13 protein-coding genes are annotated in these 17,723 nt (G+C 44.1%); 7 read left to right on the forward strand and 6 right to left on the reverse strand.

Features of this window, described 5'->3' with window-relative positions:
• Positions 1-33: 33 nt before the first annotated feature.
• Positions 34-882: an AraC family transcriptional regulator gene (locus MKY42_RS18640; protein WP_339852993.1), complete on the forward strand. Its 849-nt coding sequence runs from the start codon at positions 34-36 to the stop codon at positions 880-882.
• Between the two features lie 97 nt (positions 883-979).
• Here MKY42_RS18640 and MKY42_RS18645 read toward each other — a convergent pair whose 3' ends face one another.
• The gene (locus MKY42_RS18645; protein ID WP_339843880.1) at positions 980-2,095 is read right to left on the reverse strand and encodes a phosphotransferase; all 1,116 of its coding nucleotides are present in this window, start codon (positions 2,093-2,095) and stop codon (positions 980-982) included.
• Between the two features lie 382 nt (positions 2,096-2,477).
• Here MKY42_RS18645 and MKY42_RS18650 point away from each other — a divergent pair, with 382 nt between their 5' ends.
• The 3 genes from MKY42_RS18650 to MKY42_RS18660 all read left to right on the forward strand — a co-directional run bounded on the left by MKY42_RS18650 (position 2,478) and on the right by MKY42_RS18660 (position 5,968).
• The gene (locus MKY42_RS18650) at positions 2,478-4,082 is read left to right on the forward strand and encodes an extracellular solute-binding protein (RefSeq protein ID WP_090899438.1); all 1,605 of its coding nucleotides are present in this window, start codon (positions 2,478-2,480) and stop codon (positions 4,080-4,082) included.
• An 89-nt stretch (positions 4,083-4,171) separates the two neighbouring features.
• Positions 4,172-5,062: an ABC transporter permease subunit gene (locus tag MKY42_RS18655; protein ID WP_090899441.1), complete on the forward strand. Its 891-nt coding sequence runs from the start codon at positions 4,172-4,174 to the stop codon at positions 5,060-5,062.
• Between the two features lie 15 nt (positions 5,063-5,077).
• Positions 5,078-5,968, forward strand: a complete 891-nt coding sequence (locus tag MKY42_RS18660; RefSeq protein ID WP_339843882.1) for a carbohydrate ABC transporter permease — start codon at positions 5,078-5,080, stop codon at positions 5,966-5,968.
• Positions 5,969-6,342: 374 nt separating this feature from the next.
• Here the strand turns inward: MKY42_RS18660 and MKY42_RS18665 are convergent, their stop codons facing one another.
• Together MKY42_RS18665 and MKY42_RS18670 are read right to left on the reverse strand one after the other, a co-directional pair.
• On the reverse strand, positions 6,343-8,085 hold the full coding sequence (locus MKY42_RS18665; RefSeq protein WP_179264374.1) for a sensor histidine kinase: 1,743 nt from the start codon (positions 8,083-8,085) through the stop codon (positions 6,343-6,345).
• A gap of 22 nt (positions 8,086-8,107) precedes the next feature.
• Positions 8,108-9,730: a helix-turn-helix domain-containing protein gene (locus tag MKY42_RS18670; protein WP_179264372.1), complete on the reverse strand. Its 1,623-nt coding sequence runs from the start codon at positions 9,728-9,730 to the stop codon at positions 8,108-8,110.
• 202 nt (positions 9,731-9,932) lie between these two features.
• On the opposite strand from MKY42_RS18670, the gene MKY42_RS18675 reads away from it, so the two are divergent.
• A complete protein-coding gene (locus MKY42_RS18675; protein WP_090899453.1) occupies positions 9,933-10,499 on the forward strand; it encodes a GNAT family N-acetyltransferase in 567 nt (188 codons plus the stop codon).
• A gap of 80 nt (positions 10,500-10,579) precedes the next feature.
• On the opposite strand, the gene MKY42_RS18680 is transcribed toward MKY42_RS18675, so the two are convergent.
• Both MKY42_RS18680 and MKY42_RS18685 read right to left on the reverse strand, forming a co-directional pair.
• Positions 10,580-11,002: a DUF3237 family protein gene (locus tag MKY42_RS18680; protein ID WP_179264370.1), complete on the reverse strand. Its 423-nt coding sequence runs from the start codon at positions 11,000-11,002 to the stop codon at positions 10,580-10,582.
• 163 nt (positions 11,003-11,165) lie between these two features.
• Positions 11,166-13,430, reverse strand: coding sequence for a glycoside hydrolase family 3 N-terminal domain-containing protein (locus MKY42_RS18685; protein WP_179264368.1), 2,265 nt, complete (start codon positions 13,428-13,430; stop codon positions 11,166-11,168).
• 269 nt (positions 13,431-13,699) lie between these two features.
• Here MKY42_RS18685 and MKY42_RS18690 point away from each other — a divergent pair, with 269 nt between their 5' ends.
• Both MKY42_RS18690 and MKY42_RS18695 read left to right on the forward strand, forming a co-directional pair.
• On the forward strand, positions 13,700-15,655 hold the full coding sequence (locus MKY42_RS18690) for an ATP-dependent DNA helicase (protein ID WP_257031377.1): 1,956 nt from the start codon (positions 13,700-13,702) through the stop codon (positions 15,653-15,655).
• A 145-nt stretch (positions 15,656-15,800) separates the two neighbouring features.
• Positions 15,801-16,328: a DinB family protein gene (locus MKY42_RS18695; RefSeq protein ID WP_179264366.1), complete on the forward strand. Its 528-nt coding sequence runs from the start codon at positions 15,801-15,803 to the stop codon at positions 16,326-16,328.
• On the opposite strand, the gene MKY42_RS18700 is transcribed toward MKY42_RS18695, so the two are convergent.
• Positions 16,329-17,408: a nitronate monooxygenase gene (locus MKY42_RS18700; RefSeq protein ID WP_339843888.1), complete on the reverse strand. Its 1,080-nt coding sequence runs from the start codon at positions 17,406-17,408 to the stop codon at positions 16,329-16,331.
• Between the last annotated feature and the right edge of the window lie 315 nt (positions 17,409-17,723).

The following is a 17,723-nucleotide window of genomic DNA, read 5'->3' on the forward strand; positions in this document are numbered from 1 at the left end:
TGTCATAAAGTGGAGAGGATTGAATTGAATCCAATGCATACAGGGACTGTAAATATGAGTATAATCGATGAACTTTCGGAATATATCACACTTCGCATGAGCTCTTATTTGGAACAAACTCATGACAGCCATTGGGTTGAGCACAAGTCACATTCCGATTATGATCTGTGGTTCATTACAGCAGGCTCCATCAAGATTATCATTGACGGGATCGAACATATAGCTGACCCGGGTGACGTTGTATTTTTTTATCCAGATATGCCCTATCTTGCTTCCACGACTGAAGAGTGCCGATTCATATACATACACTTTGATTTCAGCATTGCTGAGCAAAAGCGAATTCTGGGCGAGTTTCAATTGCCGGGCATCGTACCAGGCAACCTTATTCGGGAGGAATCAACGCTGTTCACCTCATCCTATCGAAGGTTCAAGCAGAACAGCGGCGCTGCCGGAAGTCCACTCTATTTGAAGGCTTCTCTGCTTCTGGTGATTGCCAAAATTTTGGAGCTTCACGGGCAAGGTCTGTATAACGGTAAATTTCTAAAAGACCGAAAAATGCGGAAAACGGAAGGAAGTCTGGAGGTGCTGCAGAACGTATTCCCATACGTGGATGCGAATCTTCATCGTGTCATCCGAGTTAACGAGCTTGCGGCCATTGCAGGTGTCTCTGAGAAATATTTTATTTCTTTGTTCAAGAAAATTTTGGGTATTACGCCGGGACAGTACATCAATCAAATCAAGATGAACCGGGCACGTGACTATCTGTACGAGAAAAAATATACGATCCAGCAAATTGCCGGATTTCTGGGCTATCCCGATCCCTTCACCTTTTCCAAGGCATTTAAAAAATTTTACAACGTGCCTCCTTCCAAATTCGAATAGAGTGTCGTAGCTAAACAAAGAGGCAACCGGTCTATGCCGGCTGCCTCTTTGAATCACTGGTTATTCATGCTTCAGTTGTATGTCACTTCAGCATTCCTCATAACGTAAAAGGTGCTTCACTCAAATACATGTCATGGAAAAATCCCCTGTACGGTATATCCTCTTCCAGACATTTAATGAAATACAGCACTTCTTCGTTATCTTCCAATTCTTCGCCAGTATGCTGCATTTCCTCCAATTGACCTAGAATATTCTCCAAGAGGGTAACTTGAATAAATAAAGGCAGCTTCTCCAACATCGAATCTTCAATCTTGGTTTCGGAAGTATAACCAGCGAGGGCGGTTTCAAAATAATCATTCATGAACGCATTACGTTTCCCGGCGTCAGGTTCGAATTGTATCCAGCCCACACCGTGTGTCCATAGATCTGCCAGGTCATACATATACCAGCCAAAGCATGAATTATCGAAATCATACACCGTGATGTGGCCGGTATCAAAATCGATCGAGTAATTCCCATCGTTATAATCGAAATGGATCATCCCGAATGTTTCCTGATTTGTATTCAAACCTTTTAAGGTATTCAGGAGCTCGACCATCTTCTCCTTAAGCAGAGAGAAAGATTCAGGGACCAACCTCTCGATATATTCAACTTTGTAATTGTCAAAAAAATGATGCCTGCGATGAACGGGAACATAGCTTTTGGATAGCTGATGCATTTTGCCCAGAACTTTGCCGCTATTATAATAGTATTCGGTAAGTGGAACACCTTCCCGGTACTGATAATTATTTTCTACCAGCAACTTTCCCTTGGCCTTGTGAAACAGGCTGACAAAAAACGTATGCTCTTCATAAGTGATCTCTTCCAACAGATTGCCCTTCTTGGAACTCACCACATTCGAAACGCTGGCTCCATGATCAAACAGATACTGGACATATTCCAGTTCCGCAATATAATCTTCGCGGTTTCTGTCAGGCAAAAAAGACACTCGGAGAATTAGCGATTCACACCCCTCTTGCTCACAGGTGTAAACGACATTCCGCCCACCCTCATGAGGTGGAATAAGCTGAATGTTGTAACCCTCCAGATGAAACAGCTCGGATACCCATTCCAGTACGTGCGTATTGCTGATGTTAACAGCTTCGATAAAGTTAATAATGATCTCCTCCAGTAAACATTGTCGGGACGATCTCCCGCATAGCAATGTCCACAAAAGGAATTCCCATGCCGCAAATATCCTTCTGTGAACCTAAAGCACAATCACCTTGTTAGTCATTGAAATTCGCTCCTTTTTGTTCAGATGTATATATCTTATCCTAAAATTCCAGATTATTCTATTGTTTTTGTTAATACCGCTGCCACGTAATAATACCGAATCAAAATATCTGGGTCGTCGTCTTTGGGCCATGAGTAAAAAATGATTGGGTGAAAAGTAAAAAAAGTGCACAAACCACTTTGATCATTTCTCCGCTTTAACCCAAAAGTAAAAAAACATGCGAATTCTCGTCAATAACCTTTATATCCTGTTCTCCCTTTCTCGTTTAGACTATTTTCAAGAAAACGTATTCACATATGACGCTTAAGGGGGAAAGGAAATGAACAAGAAAACCAAGACTTTACTGTTGTCTTTATGCCTGTCGACCCTATTGGTCGCCGCCTGTACGAATGGAAGCAGCACCGAGAAAAGTACATCCAATACCGATTCGGATGCCAACGAGGGCGGAATAACAACCATTCACACCGTGACGTCAGAATATTCTTCTGCCAAATATCCAAAGGGCGATGATATTACAAACAATGTGTGGATCAAGCGATACAAAGAGCAGTTTAATATCGATGTCAAAACAGACTGGGTCAGCGATGAGTATGATACCAAATTGAATTTGGCTATAGCATCGAATGATCTCCCCGACGTGTTTAGGGTTAATCCATCACAATTAAGACAGTTAGTCGAAGCAGACATGGTAATGGACCTTACCGATGTCTTTGAACAACACGCTTCAGAACGTCTCAAAGGCTACATGGAAACGGACGCGGACAGCTATGAGTCTGGTAAGAAGGACGGCAAGCTGTACGGGATACCGCAGATGCACTGGGGATTAATTGATCAACCAGATTTCATCTGGATTCGGAACGATTGGAAAGAAGAACTGGGTCTCCAAGATCCGAAATCGGTGGAAGACATCAAGAACATTGCACTGAAATTTATGGAAAAGCACGGCGGATATGGCATAGCAGTAGATCAATCGCTCGATTACCTCAACCTGCTCGCCATTGCTTGGAATGCACATCCAGATATGTGGATGGAAGATGCCAGCGGGAAATTAGTATATGGCTCAGTCCAGCCTGAGATGAAGAATGCACTGGCTGAGTGGTCGGAATGGTACAAGCAAGGCATTATTGATCCGGAATTTGCAATCAAAGACTTTAATGCGATGAACGCGGATATCGTAGCCGGCAAAGTGGGCGTACAGCCTTATTACCAGTGGTGGGGTTATAATCCTGGTGTTGATACAGTAGCCAATCTGGGTAAGGACGCGATCTTTTATCCGTATATCATCCCTACCATTGATGGAAAGGAAGCGAAACAATCCATCTTCTTCGCCAACAACAATTATATTGTCATGAAAAAAGGATTCAAGAGCCCTCAAGAAGTGATCAAGATTTTGAATGACTATGCTTATATCGTTGATGAAGGAAATGGCAAGGAGTCCAAAGAAACACTCTCTGCTTTGCTGGACAATGATATTGCCCATGTGGTCGGGGCGTTCCGTGTGCTTAATCCGAATTCAGATTACGAGCAGTTCGAGGCTGTATCAGCAGCCCTTCAATCCGAGGATACCAGTGGACTCACTACTTCGGGAATGTGGCAGAAATATAACAACAGTGTTGAGTTTATGAAGAATGCAACACCGGGAGCAGTCGGTGATTATTTGCAACAAGGTGCTCCAAAGAATGCGTATGGTCTGGCTAAGAAAGTACTCGATAGCGAGAACTACATTAAGACGGCGCTATGGGGTGTTTCTCCGGAGGTGCTGTCAAGCTATGGTACAACGCTGGATGATATCCTGACAGAAGGCTTCACCAAGATTATCATGGGTAGTGAACGTATCGATTATTTCGATGTTGTCGTCCAGAATTGGCGAGCAGCCGGAGGCGATGAAGCAACTCAGGCAGTTAATGATGCCTACGGCAAATAAAAGTGCCGTTTCCAAGAATGGACGGGAGAGTTCTCGTCCTTTCTTGATAACGGTTACAAATGTGGTACACCAAGAACGGAGGAATATGAATGCTGAGAAAATGGAAGCAGCAGAGTCCCTACCATCTTATGTTGATCCCGAGCCTGGTCTTGGTCTTCATCTTTAGCTATATCCCTTTTTATGGGCTTATTATTGCATTTCAAAAATACAATCCGGGTCTCGGCTTTAACTCTCCATGGGTTGGATGGGACAATTTTTCGCACGTATTTAGTCAGCCGAACTTCGTAAGAACCATCTGGAATACACTCTATATGTCCGTCTTCAAGATTATCGGCGGCATTATCGTGCCTGTTATTTTTGCATTACTGCTTAACGAGGTACTGCACAGTGGAATCAAACGTACATTTCAAACACTCGTATACATTCCGAACTTCCTCTCTTGGGTCATTATGGCTGGCATCATGCTGGATATACTTAGCTCCGATGGCATCATCAATACATTTCTAGGCGTATTCGGGATTGCACCGATCTCTTTTCTGGGCACACCGTCCATATTCCCTTGGACCATGATCGTGAGTGATATCTGGAAAGGCTTTGGATTCGGCACGGTTGTATATCTAGCAGCCCTAACCAGTATTGACCCTGGTCTATATGAGGCCGCGGTAATTGATGGAGCCAAACGATGGAAGCAGACCATCTACATTACTTTACCCCTTCTCATGCCAACGATTGTTTTAATGACTGTGTTGTCACTGGGTAACGTCCTCAATGCCGGATTTGATCAAATCTATAACCTGTATTCCCCTGTCGTGTATCAGACGGGAGATATTATTGATACCTATGTATATCGTCTGGGAATTCAGCAGGCACAATATTCGATTGGTACCGCTGTCGGATTATTTAAATCCATCATTTCCAGTGTTCTCGTTGCCGTATCGTACTTCCTGGCCTACAGGGTAGCCGGCTATCGCATCTTCTAAGGAGGAACGTTCATTATGATCTATGATAAAAGTATGAGCAGGCGTGTGTTCCATATCCTAAACTACACGATATTGCTTCTAATCTCCCTACTCTGTATCCTCCCATTTATCAACCTGTTGGCTGTTTCATTCAGCAGCAGTGCCGCTGTATCCGCGGGAAGTGTTACGTTCTGGCCCGTCGAATTCACGACTAAGGCTTATGAATTTGCATTAACTGGAGGGTCATTTTTCTCCTCTCTCTGGGTGGCGATCCAACGAACCGTTCTCGGAACGTTGGTAAATCTGGTGCTGATCGTGCTCACCGCCTATCCATTATCCAAATCCAAACAAAAATTGATGGGCCGTAATATCTATATGGGATTTTTCATTGTGACCATGTTATTTAGCGGAGGATTGATTCCTACCTATCTGGTGGTCGTCAAAATGGGATTAATTGATTCGATTTGGTCTCTGATTCTGCCCGGAGCTCTGCCCGTGTTTAGTATGATTATTCTTATGAATTTCATTAGAGGTTTGCCAGAGGAGATTGAAGAATCAGCGATCATCGACGGTGCCGGGCCTGTGCAGGTATTACTTCGTATTCTATTGCCGCTCCTCAAGCCCGCTCTCGCAACGGTCGGTTTGTTCAGTATCGTCGGCCATTGGAATTCATGGTTCGATGGCATTATCTATATGAACAATCCAGCCAATTATCCACTACAAAGCTACCTGCAGACCCTGCTGCAGAGCTTTGAGCAAATCATGCTGAAATCTGGATCAGACTATACTCAATTGTTATCCATGATGAACGCCAGAACTGGGCGCGCCGCTCAAATGTTCTTGGGTGCCATCCCGATTTTGCTCGTTTATCCGTTCTTACAGAAATACTTTACCAAGGGTTTGGTACTCGGTAGCGTCAAGGGATAATAGAAAGGGGCTGTCTCAAAAGGAATTCCGCCTTGCTCCAATCGCTAACGAACCTACCGCACCTTAAAAGGCGGATCATCAGCGCTTGCAAGATTTAACGAACCTCAGTATTGCTATTTCGTCATAGAACGTTGTCAAAACCTGAAAAATCGACCGAATCGACGAAATAACGTCTCTGTCATTCCTAAGATCTCAGATCTGGGCAAATGGAAGCGAATAGCGTGTCTCAGGTTCATTAACACAAAATAACACGAACAAGGGATGTTCCTGTCATATTCATGACTTATGGGACATCCCCTTTCGGTGTGTTTACCCTCTGATACATACTTAAAATCGTTCTAGGATTGTGAACATATGCATGATTACTTCTATGACTACGTTGTTTCGGTGATAGCAGGTAGCAGAATGGTAAAAGTCGTACCTTCTCCAATCTGACTTGCCACCTGCATTCCATAAGGCTTGCCAAAATGAAGTTGAATACGCCGCTGCACATTATGCAGGCCGATTCCTGTTCCTTTGTCTGGTTCGAGCTTATCTTCCATAAAGTTCTGGATCGTATGTTGATCCATACCAATGCCATTATCGCAGACTTCGATCACAATATCACTGCCCCGTGGTTGAATCCGAATGGTAATGACTCCGTCTTCTTCAAGCTCGGCCAGACCGTGAAAGATCGCATTCTCCACAATGGGCTGCAGAATCATTTTGGGCATATGATAATCGAGCAGTCTATCCTCAATCTCATATTTCATCTGAATACAGTCGTAGTACCTGACATTCTGAATCGTCACGTAATTCGCAATATTATCGATTTCCTCACGAATCGTCACAAGTGTTCCATCGGATCTTGTGGCATAACGAAGCATCGAGATTAATGCATCAGTCATTTCCACGATTTTGTCAGCCTGCTGCATGGAGGCGATCCATTTCACTGAACCCAAAGTATTATACAGAAAATGAGGCTTGATCTGGTCATGAAGCGCACGCATCTCGGCCTTTGCTTTCTCTATCTCTTCCTGCTGCATCCGCTCAACCATACGCTTCAATTCATGTGACATCTTGTTAAATCGAACCGATAAATGCCCAATCTCATCGCGAGAACGAATATGTTCAACTTGTTCAAACTGCCCCTTCTCGACCAAAGAGATATTGCTGAGCAGCTTCTTGATAGGGGTGGTGATGACATGAGATAGAAAAATCGAAATAATGGCAGCAAAAAGAACCAGGACAATGGACAGTGTCACCAGATTATGCCCTAATATTTTGCCGTCGGCAGTAAGCTCATCCAAAGGCATGTATAAATAAGTAGTCCATTTCTGCTGACTAAGTGGACTGGTCACCACAACATTTAATGATTCGGGAGGACGAACGTTGTCCCGGAACAATGTACCGATTAATCGTTCATTCACGTTATATACGATTTTGTCATTCTCATCAACGATCATGAATCTGGAACGCAGCCCTTCCTGCAAGTTACGATTAACGATTTCGATGAACTTTATATCAATGCTGACGACAATGACGCCGAGCAGTTCCCCGCTAGCCACATCATGAATTTTACGAGCGTGTGACACTGCCAGAATTTTATTCTCCAATTGCTCATCGATTCGGGTTGTCAATGTGATGGTTCGATCATTATCATGCATGAATTTTTTAAACCACAATTCGTTCGCCACTTTGAAGTCCGGGTCAATAGGCTGGTTAGGACTGACGAACAGATCTTGTCCCCCATTCAAATTATAGAGGTAAATGGAAAATACGCGATCCTTCATCATGATATAATTCATCAAAATATTGTATGCGGCAATCTCATTTTGTTCATCACCCTCTCGCAGGAAATCCTGGATCGGAAAGCTTCCTTCATGGGTTGCAGATAAATTGTCGCTCAGTCCATTGCTGGCAAGCAGTGTGATTTTCTCAATCTCCTTTAGGAACTCATCGATGCGAATATTCGTCTGCTTGGCCAGATCGGTGAGCAGATTGGTATAATTCTGTGCCAATAATCGCTCAGAGGAATAATACGAATTGATCGTCATCACAAGTACGGGAAGAATGATGACTGTAATGCATATCACCATGATTTTGTACTTGATTGGGAAGAGCCCGGAATGCCTCATATGCTGCACCTCTATTCACGGATTACATGAATTCCTGCTGTCGTTCTCGATATTCCTCAGGAGTGAATCCTACCGATTTTTTGAAAATCTTACTGAAGTACGTGTAATTATGGTAGCCCACCTTGTGGGCAATTTCATATACTCTCATTTCCCTGCTCAATAGATAAGCCTTGGCATGTTCAATCCGAACTCGTGTCAGGTACGTGATAAAATTCTCTCCTTTTTCCTGCTTAAACAATCGGCTGAGATACGAAGGATTGACACGGATCTGGCTAGCGATACTTTGCAACGAAATATCCTCGGCATAATACTTGTCCATTAACTCAATGGCGAGGTCTGTGTAAGAACGCTCCTGCATAATCAGGGAATCGGTTTTAAAGTAATACGCAATATGAGCCAGCATATCCTGGTGAATATCCTCCCAATACTCTCCCTTTAAAACGATTTCGTAAGGCGATCTCTCGGTAAAGGAAGGCCTGCCTCGTTCAATAGCTCGTGAGAGATGGGAGTGTATGGTCTCCATCACCCTGATATATTGCTTGCGAATACTGCTCTCATCTGCTTCTTGCACCTCCAGGTTAGAGCGAATTTCTTCAAGGAATTCCTCCGCCTTTTGGTTATCTTTACTCACCCATAATTTGAGGAAATTTCGTTCTTGCTCCGGACTGAGCATTCCATTCACTTCTTTCCGAACTGGAGCTTGAATCACGTCCGCGTAATACAGTATCTGGTTACTGCCTTTAAAGAAACTTTGCCTTAGAGCGAATTCCGCTTCTCGACACGCCTTTCTTATGCCATGGAAACCGGAAACGATTGTACTTACACCCGCTGAGAGCGACAGATTCATAAAATCCTTGATTGAAGACTGAAGCTTATTACATAGTTTGTTTAGATCGGCTTGTACAGACTCACTCCCAGGAAGAACATTGACAATAACCCAATATTCAGATGAGCTTTCCACAAAAATCTCTTTCTCCCATTTGGATGGAATGATCTCTTCCATAATATTCAGAATAGAGAATCGAAGTAGTTTTTCTCCCTTCTCGACATATTTCCTCTTCGCCTCCTCGTAATAATTCACAACAAACTGGATGACCACCAACTTGTCTGATCGTATACGTAAATGCATTTCTTCAGCTTTGGCAGCCATATCTTTTTCATCTATGAATCCGCTTACAACATCTTGAAAGAAGCTATCTTTGAGATGTCTCAGGCTCTTGGAATGGTCATGTGTCATAAATGGTATGTTGGTCTGCGTGCCACGTTCCCTTTTTAGTTTTTCTTCAATGGTGGAAAGCAAATCAACTAAAGAGGTTTCTGTAATCTCACTTTTAATCAAGTAGTCTACAGCCCCAAGCTTCAATGCCTCTTTTGCATAATGAAATTCATCAAAATTACTCAGGATGACATATTTGCAGCTTTTCAGTAAACAAGATGCCTCTTGTATGAGCTCTAACCCATCCATAATCGGCATCTTGATATCGGTAATAATTAGATCAGGGGTCACTTCTAGCGCAAGTTCCAACGCTTCCTTCCCGTTCCCCGCTTCACCAGCAACATAGAAATTATACTCTTCCCAATTCAGCATGGAACGAATTCCAACCCGCATGAGCAGTTCATCCTCTACGATCATCAGTTTATACATGAGCATCCTTCCTCCAAAATGAAGCATTTTCACTATTTTACCATTAATCCAATTATTGCAAAGATGTCTAGCCGCCCTTTGAATTATGATTTCTAATCAGATGGATGTCCCTTTCGTTCCTGTTCTCAACAGATGCATCCTATGATAAACTTGGATTGCTTAATTATGTTAATGAAAAAAGATAATTCAGAGGAGATGTCACTTGGTATTGAATGCAGAACAATTTGATTATATTTCAGAGACAGAACGATTAATAATAAGACCTTTAAAGAAAGACGATTATGAAAATTGGTTAAATGCATTTGAAAACCGTCTCCCTTCCCAACACCGCCACGATCAAGGGAAAATGGATATGAGCGAATGTACACCGGATTGGTTTCATCAACTCGTAGATCGACACCAAAAGTTAGCGTGTACAGATGCCGTTTATGTATTTGGTGTATTTAGAAAGGAAGATGGTACACATCTGGGTATGATTGATATTGCGACTTTAGCAAGAGCGGATTTTCAATGGGCAAGCTTCGGATATACCATCCATAATCAGTATTGGAGAACAGGCTACGGCAAAGAAGCCGTGAATGAAGCTCTTCATATTGCATTTGAACATTTGAAATTCCATCGTATAGAAGCCCATATTAATTTGGATAATACCCCTTCTATAAAACTTGCAGAACGTGTAGGCATGGAATTTGAATGTGTTCGCAAAGGATTTATATACGAAAACGATGAGTGGACAGACCATTTGGTTTATTACAAGAATTTCAAATAATCTTGCGTCCTTCCTTACCATAGCGTCCTTCTTCCGATTCTGGTCTGGTTGCTATCCATTTGGATTTTATATGATCGGAGTTATAACAGTTTCCTGTATATTTTTATATCCACACCTGTCGCCGTTGAATAACCTTCACTAACGAGCGTATCATTGTTGAGAAAAGATAAGGCCTTACTGTTTGTAACCATTTTGGGAGCAGTACGAAATAATGCAGTTTTCAGCGTTTTATCCATGTTTCCGTTGTTTTCGATATAAATTTGGCAGGTCTGTCCTGTGTAGTCCGTTCCTTGGAGCATGTACCTTGCTGATAGCGTGTGGTAATTCCCCTGTTCCCTGATAATCTGAGTATCCACTCCTCCATCAAGCACCAATCCCTCAAAATACTTTCCGGTCACGTTCCCTGTAAATGTAATCATGACAACCGATTCATCCACGCTGTTATGTAATTCAATTGATTTCCCAATGTTCACATGTACCGTGAACAATTCTTCTAATCTCACGCTTTACCACCTCCAGATTAAGTTAATTATAACTCTACTCCTTATTTTGTAGGTAGCAAGGAATTACATGAGGCATAACGTGACCGGCGGGATCAAAGATCAAAATACAAAAAGACTGATTCCGTATTTGGAATCAGTCTTTTTCAACAGCATTAATCGTGCTTTACTCCGTTCTCACAGGTAACTTGCCCTCAGCTTTCCGTTGACCAACCAGCACTTTGATCCCTGCTAACGTATTGGGCTCCTGCTTTCCATACACAGCAAGCCCTGATCGCACATTCTGCAAATAAATCATCTCGTACGGGTTGCCAAGCGACAATAGGGAGTAACGCTGATTACGCCTGTTCATCGTATCAATCAAGGTTTGATAATCAGACCATCCGAACTCACTGGCCACGTTGCGGAACTGGTAAGAAGCAAGAATGACGTAGTCCGCCTGTCCAATCGCCTGAAGGGCTTCATTCATCTTCCCTTGTCCAATAAGAGAAATTTCTGTCTTTAAGGATAGGTTACCTGTAGCTTGTATCAGTTGCTGTTCAAGCTGCTTTGCCTGTTCCTGTTCGGCTGCGAGAATAACGACCCGGTCGCCTTGTTGAATTTGATCCGGAAGTCCACCCTCACGGCCGGCCAATACGGTGACCGCTCGCTCGGCAATTTCCTGCTCCACCGCCCGATGCTGCTTTGATCCAATGACACCGTTAAGCGCATTTAGCTTTTGCGCTAGAGTCTGGCTGCGTTCAAACAAACCATATTTGGCTTTCAGCTCCAAAATTCGCTTTACTGAAGCATGAATGGTTTCGTCCGGGATCTTCCCGCTCTTCACTGCGTTCACCAGCGTTTGATGGGCAGCAGCCGGATCTTTTGGCATAAGGATGATATCAACACCTGCGGAAACAGCACGTTCCACGGCTTTATTCTCCCCAAAATGCTCCGCGATCGCATTCATGGTAAAGGCGTCAGAAATGATCAGACCTTCATATCCCAGCTCCCCCCGAAGCAGTCCGGTCAGCACCTTTTTGGATAAGGTGGCAGGTATGGGCACACTCTTTCCGTCTTTGAGTGAAGTAACATGCTCGTTATCAATGGCCGGGAAAGCAATGTGTGCAGTCATGATCATCTCGACCCCGTTTTCAATCGCATCCCGAAATGGTTTTAATTCTACCGCATCAAGTCGTGCGCGGTTATGTGTTAGCACAGGCATACCGAGATGGGAGTCTACGGTTGTATCCCCGTGCCCTGGGAAATGTTTGACTGCCGCGATCACCCCGGATTGCTGTAGACCCTTTATCGTTGCGAGACCAAGCCGCGTCACCAAATCCGCGTCTGAGCCAAACGATCGTATGCCAATGATTGGATTGTCTGGATTGCTGTTAATGTCGAGCACTGGCGCAAAGTTGATCTGTATCCCCAGTGCCTTCAGCTCCTCCCCTGTCAGCTGACCAGCCGCTTCGGCCAGTGCCGTGTCTCCCGTTGCGCCAAGCGCCATCTGTCCCGGCAGATTCGTCCCGCCCGGTATCCGCTTAACGACGCCCCCTTCTTGGTCGATGCTAAGAAATAAAGGAATGTCGCCGGCTTCTCTTTGCATGTCATGTGTGAACGTTGTAAGCTGCCTGATATCCACAATATTTTTGTCAAAAAGAATAAGCCCGCCCAAATCTTGATCATGAATGGTGCTTTTCAATCCCTCATGAACGATCGTGGTCACTTTACCGTTCCATTGCCTAATGTCAGGCATAAGCATCTGGCCGACTTGCTCGCTTACGGTCATATAGGATATCAGCTTGTCCCAATCTTGTGTACGAATGGCTGCTTCCCGTTCGAATCGAATCACACGTGACATAAATACAGCATATTCCGCTCGCGTGACCGTTTGATTCGGACGATAAGTACCATCCGAATATCCGCCGACCAAGCCGTTGGAGCTCAAGATCTGAATGGGTGCCTCAGCCCAATGTTGTTTCGTATCTGACCAATTGGCAGGTTGCTTGCCTTCCAAGAGTGAATACGCACGCGTAAGGAATGCTGCAGTTTCGGCGCGGCTAAGCGGTGCATCCGGACGGAAGGAGCCACCAGGAAATCCGCTGGCAAGTCCATTTTTTGATGCTAACGCGATTTCCTGATAAAAGGGGTGAGTTGCCGGAACATCCGAATAAGTCGTTGTACCTTCCACCGGTTTCTCCAGCTGTTGAGGATACAGCTCCCGCACCATAAACGTGACGGCTTGCGCCCTTGTTACCAGCCCTTGGGGCTTAAATATTCCATTTCCATATCCTGCGACTGTTCCTCGTTCAGCCATATACTCGATACCGTCTTCTGCCCACTTCGAATGCTGCAGATCGGTAAAACGTTCTTCCGCATCTACACTTCCTGCCCATATGAGCATAGAGCCGAGAACAGCACCGAATATCGCCATCATTTTTAGTTGCATCTATTCCACTCCTGTTGATGTTCTTTGTAAGATGAATAGACGCTATGGATATACGTTTTGTTGCGTTGAGTCGCTGTTATTATCGCTTGGGTACATAATTAACCCCGATGAAGACTTGACTGTTATCTCACCATCTAAGATAATTACAGTTTGACTAAAAAATTCCTACAACAGGATCTTTCATTTGGAAGGGGGCGCTCGTTATTAACTGGTTAAATGATCTCTATAAGATCAATAAACGGGAATCGGAAAAGGAAATCGAACGATCTTTGGTTAACGCCATCTTCCGAATCTATGATCGGTTTCCTCGAATTGGCCTTAGAGAGCGAATCGGGCAGCAAGAGATGTCTCTTGATATAGCCGATGCTTATATCCATGGGTATAACGCCATGATTGAAGCTGGTGTCGGAATTGGCAAGTCTTTTGGCTACCTGATCCCAAGCCTGCTCATGAATCAAATGTCCCAGAAACCGGTCATTATAGCTACATCCTCCATTCAGCTTTCGGAACAGATACATAAAGATTTAAGAGTCATTGGTAGTCGGCTGGGCTTCACAACGGTTCGCTCTGTCGTTGGGAAAGGAATGGGCCAGTATGCCTGCCGAAGCAGGGCAGCGGAATGGATCAGGCCTGATGATCCGAACACCTCACTGTCTACCCTTGCCCAGCGCATATTAGATTATGAAATTGATGAAAGAGCGGATATTAAAGCTGGAATTAGTGATGCGGATTGGTCCAACTTTTCCGTAAATGATTGCAAATTTGAACGTTGCCATCATAAAAATGCGTGCTTGTTTTACGATATGAGAGCTAAATTAAATGCAAAGGCTCATGAGATTGATTTTATTATTGTGAACCAGGACCTGCTCATACGGGATTTGATGAAGAAAAAAGAAGGAACCAAAAGCATCATCTCGGAACAGCCGGCTCTGATCGTCATTGATGAAGCGCATAATCTGGAAGCGAAAGTTCGAGATGCCAGAACGCTTGAGTTTACTTATCGGGGAGTTTGCCGCACTCTGGATAACACTGTGCAGCTTCTCACGAAGCAGTCCGGGGATAAAAGTATCTTCTCACAAACCAAGTTTATAAAAAAATGTATTGAACGCATCTTCAAACAGGTAAATGCAGATCTGCTCCACCATGCCAAGCAGGATAGCGACCGTATAAAAGTGTCGGAGATCAAAGGAATACCGTTAAACCAAATCTCGAACGATTTGAAAGATCTCAGTCTTCGCCTTTCCATTTTGACCTCTCGTCACGAGCGGGAGATTGATGACGCTTTTGAAGCTATAAACGCGCTTATAACTCTCATCCGTGTCTTGGCTGAATTAGAGGATAACTATCTCATATGGGCAAGCAGTCCCTTGGGAGTAGCCACGATCAGCATCTGTCCCAAAGATATAAGCCAATTTCTGAAGTACGCTTTATTTAACGGCAAGGCGCCTGTTATCTTAACGTCGGCAACGCTGTGCCAAGGCGGGGAGACACTGGAGGAACAATACTCTTATTTGACGCAGTCCCTCGGTTATAAGGGTGATTTTATGGATCGCAAATCCTCCCCTTTTGACTACACCAATCATGCCATGATGTACATCTCGAACAACGTTCCCTATTACCAGCATGAACAGCGCGAAAACTATCTTGAAGCAGCCTACAACGAATTGGTTCAGCTCTGTAATTTAACACAAGGCAGAACCATTGTCCTTTTTTCAGCAAAGGAAGACATGAAGTACATTCATAAGAAGCTGATTTCAAGTCCTGATGAATACACATGGGCAGTTCATGTTCAGAAAGAAGGATCTTCCCAGGACAGTGTCATCACCGAATTCAGGAAAAGCAAAGGTGTGCTCCTGGGTACCGGGGTATTCTGGGAAGGTGTGAATATCGAGGGGCCCGATCTTTCGCAGGTCATTATTTTCCGTCTGCCCTTCCCTGTCCCTTCCGATCCAATTTATGAATATAAGGCATCTGTATCGGAAAATCCGTTCATGGAGGTGTTTGTCCCGGATATGCTTCTCCGGTTACGGCAAGGAACGGGACGCTTGATTCGTAGTGAAACGGATCTAGGCATACTCAGCATACTAGACTCCCGTCTCAGCGCAGCGGCAAAAAAGAGTTACCGGCAACAGGTGCTGGACACGCTCCCATTCAAAGAAGTGACAGAGGATTTTTCGATTTTGGAGAAATTTGCTCAACAAAAAGGGATACGACGTACGGATTGAAAGTGGAACAACCAAATCATATAACTGCTCCAATCACATCAAAAGGCCCTTCGGCCCATATAGCGGAAGGATCAATTTCAATGCTTGAAGTAAGATATATGCTAGAATATAATCCAGAAATATGAATCTCAAAGGAGGTATTTATATGGTTGAAAGACCAACTACAGAGGAATATGCAGCTTTTTATGAAGGGTACATCCGGCTTGTTCCTGAAGGGAATATCATTGAACGGTTAGAGCAGCAGGCCCACATCGTACAAACTTTGCTTTCTTCATTAACAGAGGAGCAAGCAAATTATCGCTACTCCGAAGGCAAATGGAGCGTGAAGGAGGTCATCGGTCACCTACTGGATAACGAACGTATCATGAGCGGCCGATTGCTCCGCATCGCCAGAGGCGACAAAGCGAATCATCCTGGCTACGATCAGGACGTGCTTATGCAGAGCCAACCCTTCAATACGTATACGGTAGCCGATTTGAACGAAGAATATGCCGTCACACGCCGCTCAACCATTCTTATGCTCCGTCATCTCACGCCGGAAGCTTGGCTCTGCAGAGGGATCGTCAGTGATAACCCTGCTTCGGCTCGATCAATCGCCTATATTTTGGTTGGACATGAGCTTCACCATTTGTTGGTACTTCGTGATCGATATTCACTGGATATAACCCTATAATTACAACTGAAGGATAGTTCTGGCTTCTTCTACAATTTGAATAATGATATCGCCTGCAGATTGGTTATCTGTTAACATTCTCGTTCCCTGACCTGCCCAAAGGGCCATATATTCCGGATTATTTTGCTTAGCAGAAGCATTTCTAATCTCGCGAGTTAATGTATTTTGGGTAGGAAAGGTTAGCGGCTTAATGCTGGATGCTTCCCAATGCTGTATGAAGTCATTCTTGATGCCACGCGCTGGCCGTCCAGAAAAGGCATTTGTAATTACAGTACTTTCCTCTGTGCTATCAAGTAATGCACGTTTATATACCTCATGTGCGCCAGACTCTACCGATGTCAAGAAACGCGTCCCCATTTGCACCCCTTGCGCTCCCAAAGCGAGTGAAGCCACCAGTCCTCTGCCATCCATAATACCGCCGGCAGCAATGACTGGAATATGGACGTGATCTACAATTTGTGGGACAAGTGCCATGGTTCCGATGTTTGCTCCAGTAGGCTGAGATGATACATTAAAAGTTCCTCGATGCCCTCCTGCTTCACTACCTTGTGCAACAATGACATGACATCCACGCTTCTCCGCTTCAATAGCTTCCTCTACCGTTGTGACCATACTCATGATTTTGATGCCTAACGATATTGCCTTCTGCATATGGTGCTCAGAAAGTAGTCCAAACGTTGTACTAATCATCGGAACTTTTTCGTCCAGCAGGATGTCAAACTGCTCTTCAAAATGATTGGGTGTACGTAGCTCATCTTGAGCACGCTGCTTCATACCTACAGACTCCCGAATTGGGTTCAACTCTTCGTTTACCGCATCAAAATTCGTATAGTGATCCGGTCCAACATGAGCAAAAATATTTACGGCAAACGGTGCTTGCGTCCGTTTTTTGATCTCGTGTATAGCGCCTCTTAGTTCCTCAGGACTCATATACGCAGCGCCTAACGTCCCTAACCCACCTGCATTAGAAACCGCAGCCACTAGGGGTGCCATGTTTGCAATACCGGCCATCCCCGCCAGAACGATTGGGTAACGAATATTTAAGCTTTCACAGAGCTTATTGTTTAATTGAATAGGCATCTAAGGTTCCCTCCCCATCAAATTCGGATTCCATTCTTTATAGTTTACATCGAGTTTATCCATCTTGTATAATCCGTAAATCAGATGTTACATATCATGATTTCAGATAGATTGTGTTCTAAAGGAGGGTCAACTTGGATATTCACTTGCTGGAGATTTTCATTCAAACACCCTCATAACACCGGCACTATCTGCTTTTTTAGATGAAACTAAGAAAGAAATTCTCCAAAGCTAGCTGCACCGATAAAATAAAACAAAAAAAGCCGCTAATCAGCGACTTTCAATGGGGCTATGCTCTGCTTCTTTCACATGCGC

Origin of the sequence: Paenibacillus sp. FSL W7-1088 (assembly GCF_037969855.1) — a bacterium.
Taxonomy (GTDB): domain Bacteria; phylum Bacillota; class Bacilli; order Paenibacillales; family Paenibacillaceae; genus Paenibacillus.

What these genes read in the sequence shown, in the direction of transcription:
- MKY42_RS18640 (WP_339852993.1), top strand. Translation starts at nt 34, where the DNA reads ATGCATACAGGGACTGTAAATATGAGTATAATCGATGAACTTTCGGAA.
- MKY42_RS18650 (WP_090899438.1), top strand. Translation starts at nt 2,478, where the DNA reads ATGAACAAGAAAACCAAGACTTTACTGTTGTCTTTATGCCTGTCGACC.
- MKY42_RS18655 (WP_090899441.1), top strand. Translation starts at nt 4,172, where the DNA reads ATGCTGAGAAAATGGAAGCAGCAGAGTCCCTACCATCTTATGTTGATC.
- MKY42_RS18660 (WP_339843882.1), top strand. Translation starts at nt 5,078, where the DNA reads ATGATCTATGATAAAAGTATGAGCAGGCGTGTGTTCCATATCCTAAAC.
- MKY42_RS18665 (WP_179264374.1), bottom strand. Translation starts at nt 8,085, where the DNA reads ATGAGGCATTCCGGGCTCTTCCCAATCAAGTACAAAATCATGGTGATA.
- MKY42_RS18670 (WP_179264372.1), bottom strand. Translation starts at nt 9,730, where the DNA reads ATGTATAAACTGATGATCGTAGAGGATGAACTGCTCATGCGGGTTGGA.
- MKY42_RS18685 (WP_179264368.1), bottom strand. Translation starts at nt 13,430, where the DNA reads ATGCAACTAAAAATGATGGCGATATTCGGTGCTGTTCTCGGCTCTATG.
- MKY42_RS18695 (WP_179264366.1), top strand. Translation starts at nt 15,801, where the DNA reads ATGGTTGAAAGACCAACTACAGAGGAATATGCAGCTTTTTATGAAGGG.
- MKY42_RS18700 (WP_339843888.1), bottom strand. Translation starts at nt 17,408, where the DNA reads ATGCCTATTCAATTAAACAATAAGCTCTGTGAAAGCTTAAATATTCGT.